This window comes from Streptomyces sp. NPDC001568 (assembly GCF_042893755.1).
In the GTDB taxonomy this organism is placed as follows: domain Bacteria; phylum Actinomycetota; class Actinomycetes; order Streptomycetales; family Streptomycetaceae; genus Streptomyces.
In genome coordinates this window covers 232198-239501 of the sequence record NZ_JBIAVF010000016.1, presented here as the reverse complement: position 1 = coordinate 239501, position 7304 = coordinate 232198, and the positions used below count along the sequence as shown (strand labels likewise).

At 75.2% G+C, this 7304-nt stretch carries 7 protein-coding genes; 3 read left to right on the top strand and 4 right to left on the bottom strand.

Annotated elements, in window-relative coordinates:
* Positions 1–131: 131 nt before the first annotated feature.
* The 3 genes from ACFY0I_RS28330 to ACFY0I_RS28320 form a co-directional block, all read right to left on the bottom strand.
* A complete protein-coding gene (locus ACFY0I_RS28330) occupies positions 132–1382 on the bottom strand; it encodes an ATP-binding protein (protein WP_388901109.1) in 1251 nt (416 codons plus the stop codon).
* A complete protein-coding gene (locus ACFY0I_RS28325) occupies positions 1379–2179 on the bottom strand; it encodes a hypothetical protein (protein ID WP_388901107.1) in 801 nt (266 codons plus the stop codon). Before ACFY0I_RS28325 ends, ACFY0I_RS28330 begins: the two co-directional genes overlap by 4 nt.
* Positions 2180–2353: 174 nt before the next feature.
* Entirely contained in the window at positions 2354–2983 is a 630-nt protein-coding gene (locus ACFY0I_RS28320; protein ID WP_388901105.1) for a hypothetical protein, read from the bottom strand.
* Positions 2984–3175: 192 nt separating this feature from the next.
* Between ACFY0I_RS28320 and ACFY0I_RS28315 the strand changes: the two genes are divergently transcribed.
* Positions 3176–3985, top strand: coding sequence for an NERD domain-containing protein (locus ACFY0I_RS28315; RefSeq protein ID WP_388901103.1), 810 nt, complete (start codon positions 3176–3178; stop codon positions 3983–3985).
* Between the two features lie 209 nt (positions 3986–4194).
* Here the strand turns inward: ACFY0I_RS28315 and ACFY0I_RS28310 are convergent, their stop codons facing one another.
* Positions 4195–5442 (bottom strand): Ku protein, encoded by a 1248-nt coding sequence (locus ACFY0I_RS28310; protein WP_388901101.1) that lies wholly within the window; start codon positions 5440–5442, stop codon positions 4195–4197.
* Positions 5443–5473: 31 nt separating this feature from the next.
* Here ACFY0I_RS28310 and ligD point away from each other — a divergent pair, with 31 nt between their 5' ends.
* A complete protein-coding gene (gene ligD / locus ACFY0I_RS28305; RefSeq protein ID WP_388901099.1) occupies positions 5474–6358 on the top strand; it encodes a non-homologous end-joining DNA ligase in 885 nt (294 codons plus the stop codon).
* The gene (locus tag ACFY0I_RS28300) at positions 6355–7266 is read left to right on the top strand and encodes an ATP-dependent DNA ligase (RefSeq protein ID WP_388901098.1); all 912 of its coding nucleotides are present in this window, start codon (positions 6355–6357) and stop codon (positions 7264–7266) included. Before ligD ends, ACFY0I_RS28300 begins: the two co-directional genes overlap by 4 nt.
* Positions 7267–7304 lie beyond the last annotated feature (38 nt).

Genomic DNA, 7304 nt, shown 5'->3' with positions numbered 1-7304 from the left:
TCCCCCGACACCCCGCGCTGTGTGGTGGGCGCCAAAAAACACCCCCCCCCCCCGCCCCCCCCCCCACCCCGGCACCGGCCCCGACCCACCCGCAGCCCCCACCCGCAGCCCCCACCCGTACCCCCGCCCGGTCAGGGCAAGGGCAAGGGCAACGGCAACGTCAGTACCGCCTCCGCCCCGCCCCCCTCCGCCCGCCGGAACACCAGCCGCGCCCCGATCGCCTCCGCCTGCCCCGCCGCGATCGTCAGCCCCAGCCCGTGCCCCTTCCCCCCGCTCCGGAACCGCTGCGGCCCCCCTTCCAGCAGGTAGTCCGGGTACCCGTCCCCGTGGTCCCGTACGGTCACCACCGGCCCGTCCACCGTCACCACCACCGGCCCCCGCCCGTGCTTGTGCGCGTTCACGACCAGATTCCCGAGCACCCGCTCCAACCGCCGCCGATCCGTCTCGACATGCACGTCACACCGCACCACCACCTCCGTAACCCCCACCCCGGCCGCCCCCCGAACCACCCTCCGCACCAGCCGCTCCAACTGGTGCAGATCCGTTTCGACGACCTCGCTGCGCGAGTCCAGCCGCGAGATCTCCAGCAGGTCCTCCGTCAGCTGCCGCATCGTCCGCACCCGCTCCCGCACCAGCTCCGTCGGCCGCCCCTCCGGCAACAACTCTGACGCCGCCTGCAACCCCGTCAACGGCGTCCGCAACTCGTGCGCGACGTCCGCCGTGAACCGCTGCTCCCGCAGCAACTTGTCCTGCAGCGTGCCCGCCATCGTGTCCAACGCCCCGGCCACCGTCGACACCTCGTCCTGCCGCCGCGCGGGATCCTTCGTGCGCGGGTCGTCGACCCGCGCGTCCAGGTCGCCGTGGCTGATGCGCCGCGCGACCGTCGCCGTCTGGTGCAACCGTCGCGTCACCCGCGTCACCGCGAACGCCCCCACCAGCAGCGTTCCCCCGAGGGCCAGCGCCGACGAGCCGATGATCGCGTTGTCCAGCCCGCTGATCGTCCGCGCGCTCTGGCTGTAGTCGACCGCGGCGGCCAGGGCCCGCCCGTCGGCCGGGGCGGCGGCCCACATCACGGCCCGCCCCTCGTAGTCGGCCACCAGCGTCCCCCGCCGGCCGCTCACCGCGAGGTCCCGCAGCTCCGGCGGCAGCCCGCCCGGATCCAGCCCGGAATCCGGCGGCAGGACCTCGCCGGCCTCGTACGCCCGCGAAGCGTCGTGCAGCTTGCCGAGGGCCTTGTCCCGAGCCGTCGCCACGGTCTGCCGCGTCACCTCGACGTGCACCAGCACGCCCAGCACCGCCGCCAGCGAGCAGCACATCACCACGATGAAGCACGCCGACTTCCAGGTCAGCGTCGCCGTCCACGCGGGCAGTCGCGCCCTCACCGGCCCCCCGCCCCCACCGGCGCTCCCGCCCGCGAAGGACCCTCGGACCCGGCCGACCCGGCCGACCCGGCCGACCCCGGCGGCTTCGGCGCCACCCGCACGATCTGCTCCCGCGTCGGCAGCATCGACCGCTGCTTCTCGTCCCACGACCACGCGGTGATCAGCTCGTACCCGGGGTTCCCGCTGGGCACCCGCAGGATGACGTCCCGACCGGCCAGTTCCACGGCGACGACGGTCTCCGTGGTCGCCATGATCCGGTTGAGCCGGCCGTCCGGATCGGCCGTGTACACCCGTACGGACATCATCCGGTCGGGGAACTCGATGCCGATCACGAGCTCGTCCTTGCCGTTCCCCGTCAGGTCCCGGTAGTACGGCGCCAGCACCGGGCACTTCGCCGGGTCCGCCCCCGGCGTCCCGCAGGCCAGCACCGCGGCGGCGGTCTCGGGGTACATGCCGTCGGGACCGACGGACTTGTCCGGGTACGCCCGCAGCTCGGCCTGCACGAGGGCCACGGGATCGACCGCGTGGACGTCCTGGTCGGTGACCGGAGGCAGACCCGGCACGTACTCCGGCGGCGCACCCCCCGGATCGGCGGGCGGTACGTCGGCCCCCTTGCGCTCCGGCCACAGGTGTACGGGCCCGCTCGCCGTCGGGGTCGGCCCGGCGGACACCAGCCCGCCGGTGTTGCCGCACCCCACCGCCAACGGCAGCAGGAGCGCCGCCAGGAGCAGCCGGCGGCCCCCACGACGCCGTGTGCGCTGCGTGCGTGAGGAGCCCGGGATCACGGGAACGGCCACGGCGGCAGGGGCTCCTCTCCACGAAGGCGTAGACGGTCGATATCCAGCCACCTTATGCAGAGGTACGCCCCATTTGTCGACCGGCCCGGTCCCCGGACGGCGACCGCCCGGGCGCCCGCCCCAGGGCCCGGCACCCGCCGCCCCGGGCGCCCGCCCCGGGAGCCGCCCCCGGCGTCAGCCCTCGGACCGCCCGCGCCGCAGCATCGCGAAACCCAGCCCGGCCGCGCCGACCGCCGCGATCCCGCCGCCCGCGGCGAGCAGCAGCATGCCCTCGCCCGGCCCGTCGGCCAGGGTGTTCAGCCGCAGCGCCTCGGCGGTACCGGCGGCCCCGTTCGCCCCGGCCCCGTCCGCCCCGTCCGCGCGCTGCGCCGACGCGGGGACCACCCGCCCGTCGCGGGTCCCGGTCTTGTGCCCGGCGGCGTCCACCGCGCGGGCGTCGTTCCCGGGGCGGGTGTCGCCGACCCAGGTGGTGAGCCCGCCGTCGGGCCGCAAGGAGGCGTGCAGCCCACCGGTGTTGCCGTAGCCGGTGAACCCGTCACGGCTGGTCAAGGTGGCCACGGTGACCCCGGCGCGCAGGATGTCCGCCTGGTACGCGTCCTTCCCGAGCCGGTACACCCGGGCGGTCGACCGGCCGTCCGCCAGGGCGACGCTCTTGACCCACGTCCGCTGCGTCGACGGCGCGGCCGGCGCCGCGTCGGCGAACGGGTCCGCGGACGCGGCGGCGCAGGTCAGGGCCGGCAGGCCGGCGGCGCACGCGGTCACGACGGCGACACGGACGAGGGTGCGGCGGCGGGCGGAGTTCACGGAAGTCCTTCGGGGCAGATCGGATCCGGCCGGTCCGGCGGGTCCGGGGAACCTCAAAGTAGGCGGCGGCCGTTGCGGTACGCCGGTGTTCTTGTAACAGCGAGGCGGCAGCGTCCCGACGGAGTCGTTACACAGTCGAGGGATTGCCCCGCGGCCCGTCGCCTGCTCCCATGGAAGGCGGGGGTGAGGACGATGCGGGGACTGAGAGTGCTGCCGAGCGGCCGGCCCGGCCGCGGCCGGCTGTACGTCAACGGGCCGGACGGCCGGGCGGTGGCCTGGTACGACCGTCAACCCAACCGGGTCAGCCTGCTGTCGGACGACCAGCGCGAGGCGGTACTGGCGGCCTTACGCCCGTACCTGACCGGCGATTGGACACTGGGCCCGCCCCCGGTGCCCACCGTCGCCGAGCTGCGTCGCCTGGTGCTCGCTCCGGATGAGGACCTGGCCCCGAACCGGCCGGGGGAGACCCTGATCGGCGAGCTGACGCACGGGTCGCCGGGCAGCAGGGCCCGGCACCGGATGCGTCAGGACCTCCAGGTGCGGCAACGGGCCGGCGCGGAGCTGGAGGCCCTGGAGGCGGCGGACTGGCGGGCCGTGCACGACGTTCCGATACCGGGGCTCGGTCTGCTGGACCACCTCCTCATCGGCCCGCCGGGGGTCTTCGCGCTCCTGTCGGTCCTGGGGCGCCGCCAACGCGTGCACATCGGCGACCTCCTCCTCGCGGTGGGCCGCTCCGAGCCCCGCCCGGACCCACGCTGGATACGCGACGCGGCCGCTCGCGCCGCCAAGGCCCTGTCCGCGCCGGTCGTCCCGGTCCTCGTCGTGGCGGACGCCTCCCGCCTGGACGTGGCGCCCACGCTGCGGGACGTCCGCGTCCTGCACCTCCCGACCGCCGTGGGCGCCCTCGCGTCGGCCCCCGTCACCCTCAAACTCCCCGACGTCGAAGCCCTCTTCACCCTCGGTCGCGACCGCGGCACCTGGCGGGGCGCCCGCCGCGGATGACGTGCGTCGGCCGCAGCGGCGGTTCCACACCGACCGACGGGGTACGCCCGCGCGGGGCCTCACGGTCGGGGGCGTCCGGTCGGATTCCGCCGCGCCGGCGCCCTCCGGGTCGTGGGGCCACCGATGCGGAACCGCCGCGACGAGGGCGACCCCCGCGGCCCCGCTCCGCCCCGCCGAGCGGCAAGCGCTCCCGCGCTCCCTGCCCCCCGTCAGGCCGAGGCCTTCTTGCGGGTGGGGGAGGCCTGCTGCGTGCCGGCCTTCGCGGCTCCGCCGCTCTTCGCGGTGGCCTTGGTGGCGGTCCTGGAGGCGGCCTTCGCCGTGCCGGCGGTGGCCTTCTTCGCCGCCGTCTTCCTCCCCGCCGCCGAAGTGGTCTTCTCCGCCGCCGACTTGGCGCCCCTGCCCGTTCCCGAAGCCTTCGCGGATCCGGCGGCCTTGGCGGCTCCCGAGGTCGTCTTCACCGACCTGGCCGTCTTCGTGCTCCGGGCGGCCGTACCCGCCCCCGCCGTGGTCTTCTTGGCCGCCGTCGATGCCGTCGACTTCTTCCCGCCGACCGCCTTCGGCGCGGCCGCCGCCGCCCGCCGCCGGATCGGCGTCACCTCGGCCGGGGCCTGCCCGGCGGCGGCCCCGTCGTCCGACCCCGCGTCCGTACCTGCTGCGGAGGTGCCCCCGCCGCCCTCTGCGCGCGAGGCCTTGGCCGCCCGTACGCTCTTCTCCAGCGCCGCCATCAGGTCGATCACCTGGCCCCCGGCCGGCTCCACCGTCGCCTCGGACGGCTCGAACGCCCCGCCCGCCTTCGCCGCGATCATCGCCTCGACGGCTTCCCGGTAGTCGTCGTGCAGGGAGGTCATCTCCACCTCCCCGAGCGTCGCCATCAGCGCGTCCGCCAGGTCGAGTTCGGCCTCCCGCACCGAGACGTCCGCCTCCGGCGCAACCCCCTCCGGCACCCGGATCTCGTCCGGCCACAGCAGCCCGTGCATCGCGATCACGTCGTCGACGACCCGCAGCATGCCGAGCCGCTCCCGCCCCCGCAGCGCGTACTTGGCGATCGCCACCTTGCGGCTCCGCTTCAGCGCCTCCCGCAGCAGCGTGTACGGCTTCGCGGCCGTCGGCCCGTTCGCCGCCAGGTAGTACGCGGCGTCCATCTGCAACGGATCGATCTCCTCCGCCGGCACGAACGACATGATCTCGATCGTCCTCGCGGTCGCGATCGGCAGCTGCGCCAGGTCCTCGTCGGTGATCGGGATGATCGCCCCGTCCGCCTCCTCGTACCCCTTGCCGATGTCGCTGCCCGACACCTCCTCGCCGTCCAGCTCGCACACCTTGCGGTAGCGGATCCGCCCGCCGTCGGCGAGGTGGATCTGACGGAAGGAGATCGAATGGCTCTCGGTCGCGTTCACGAGCTTGATCGGGATGCTGACCAGGCCGAAGGAGATGGCCCCGTTCCAAATGGATCGCACGGTTCCTCCTGATTCGTGGCAATCTCATCGTATGACGCCGATCACCATGGTGGAGGGGCGTCGCATCGCGCTCAGCAACCTGGACAAGGTCCTGTACCCGCGGACCGGTTTCACCAAGGGCGAGGTGCTGCACTACTACGCCACCGTCGCGGACTCCCTCCTTCCGCACGTCCGCGACCGTCCGGTCTCCTTCCTGCGCTATCCCGACGGACCCGACGGGCAACTGTTCTTCACGAAGAACCCGCCGCCCGGCACACCCGACTGGGTGCGCACCGCCCGCGTCCCGCGCTCCGAGGACGAATCGGCCGAACAGGTGATCGTCGACGACCTGCCCACCCTCATGTGGGCGGCCAACCTGGTCGTCGAGCTCCACACCCCCCAATGGCGGGCCGACCGGCCCGCCGTCGCCGACAGGATCGTCTTCGACCTCGACCCCGGGCCGCCCGCCGGCGTCGTCGCATGCTGCGCCGCCGCCCTCTGGCTGCGCGAGCGCCTCGCCGCAGACGGCCTGCACTCCTACGCCAAGACCTCCGGCTCCAAAGGCCTCCACCTGGCCGTCGCCCTGGACCCGACCCCCTCCGAGGAGGTGTCCGCGTACGCGAAGGCCCTCGCCCAGGAGGCCGAGCGCGCGCTCCCCGACCTGGTCGTGCACCGGATGGCCAAGGCGCTGCGCCCCGGCAAGGTCTTCGTCGACCACAGCCAGAACGCCGCCGCCAAGACCACGGCCGCGCCCTACACACTGCGCGCCCGGGAGCTCCCGACCGTCTCCGCTCCCGTCTCCTGGGAGGAGGTCGCCGCCTGCCGGGCCGATTCCGACCTGGTGTTCCTCGCGGACGACATCCCGCCCCGGCTCGCCCGCGACGGCGACCTCCTCGCCCCGCTGCTCGATCCCGACCTGGCGGGGAGGCTGCCGTGACGGCGCCCGCCGGGCCCGTACGGGTCGCGCTCGCCGCCGCCGTACGGACGCTGCCGCGCGGGGCGGGCCTCGCGTACGAGCCGAAGTTCGACGGGCACCGCATGGTCGTCGTGCGCACGGCGACGGGCGTGCTGCTCCAGGCCCGCTCCGGCCGGAACGTGACCGCGGCCTTCCCCGATCTGGCGACCGCCGCCCGCATGCTGCCCGCCGGGACCGTCCTGGACGGGGAGGTCGTGGTCTGGCACGCGGGCCGCACCGACTTCGCGCTCGTCCAACGGCGCGCGGCGGCCGCCACGGCCGCCCGGGCCGCCGTGCTCGCCCAGAGCCTGCCCGCGTCGTACGCGGCCTTCGACGTACTGGAGCTGGCCGGGCTCGACGTGCGCGGCCGCCCGTACGAACGCCGCCGGGCCCTCCTCGTCGACCTGCTGCTCCCGCTCGGACCGCCGCTCCAGCCGGTGCCGATGACCACCGACCCGGAGCTGGCCGAGACCTGGTACGAGACCCTGCCGGCCAGCGGCATCGAGGGCCTGGTCGTCAAACGGCTCGACCAGGCCTACCCGGCCGGCCGGCGCGCCTGGCGCAAGCTGCGCCACACCGACGTGCGGGACGCGGCGGCCGTCGGCTACACCGGCACCCCGGCCCGCCCGGTGGCCCTGGTCCTGGTCCTGCCGGGGGAGGAGGACGGGGCGCCGCTGGTGTCGAGCCCGCTGGCGGCCGGCCTGCGCGGGGAACTGGCGGCCGCGGTGGCCGCCCGCGCCCGGACCGCCCCGGCCGGGGCCACCGTCACCGCCATCGGGCTCGGCGAGGTGCCGTACCGCCCGCTCGATCCGCCGCTGGCCGCCGAGGTCCGCCACAGCTCGGCCCGCCATCCGCCCCCCGAGGTGCTCCGGCTGCGGACGGACCTCTGACCCGCGCGGGAGGCGCGGGTCAGAGGGCAGAGGGGCGT

Bases quoted from the DNA above. Each gene is read 5' to 3' on its own strand.
- ligD (WP_388901099.1), top strand. From the start codon at position 5,474: ATGACGCCGATCACCATGGTGGAGGGGCGTCGCATCGCGCTCAGCAAC.
- ACFY0I_RS28315 (WP_388901103.1), top strand. From the start codon at position 3,176: ATGCGGGGACTGAGAGTGCTGCCGAGCGGCCGGCCCGGCCGCGGCCGG.